Origin of the sequence: Idiomarina sp. Sol25, assembly GCF_033052775.1 — a bacterium.
Taxonomy (GTDB): Bacteria; Pseudomonadota; Gammaproteobacteria; order Enterobacterales; family Alteromonadaceae; genus Idiomarina.
This window is the reverse complement of the sequence record NZ_JAUPEW010000208.1, coordinates 1-246: the sequence shown is the minus strand read 5'-3', so window position 1 is coordinate 246 and position 246 is coordinate 1. Positions and strand designations below refer to the sequence as shown.

Annotated in this window: 1 protein-coding gene; it reads right to left on the bottom strand. The window is 72.0% G+C overall.

Annotated elements, in window-relative coordinates; genetic code table 11:
* Positions 1–246 (bottom strand): cation transporter (locus tag Q5L94_RS14020; RefSeq protein WP_317498960.1); only part of this gene is annotated, 246 nt, incomplete at both ends.

Here is a 246-nt window from a genome sequence, read left to right as displayed (position 1 = left end):
GATCGTCGTGGTGACGTCGGTCATGATGTGGCGGCCGCCCGCCGACAGCGCCGGCGACTTCCACGCCTTGCCGAGGCGGATGAGGACGAGCGCCCAGGCGAAGTTGAGGGCGCCGGCGCCGGCGTTGAACGCGATGCCGAGCAGGGGCGTGTCCGGCGCCTTCGGGTTCAGCCAGCCGAGATAGGCGTCGCGCAGGATCGCGAAGGCGGTGGCGAGGATCAGCGCGCCCTCGACGACGGCGCTGAC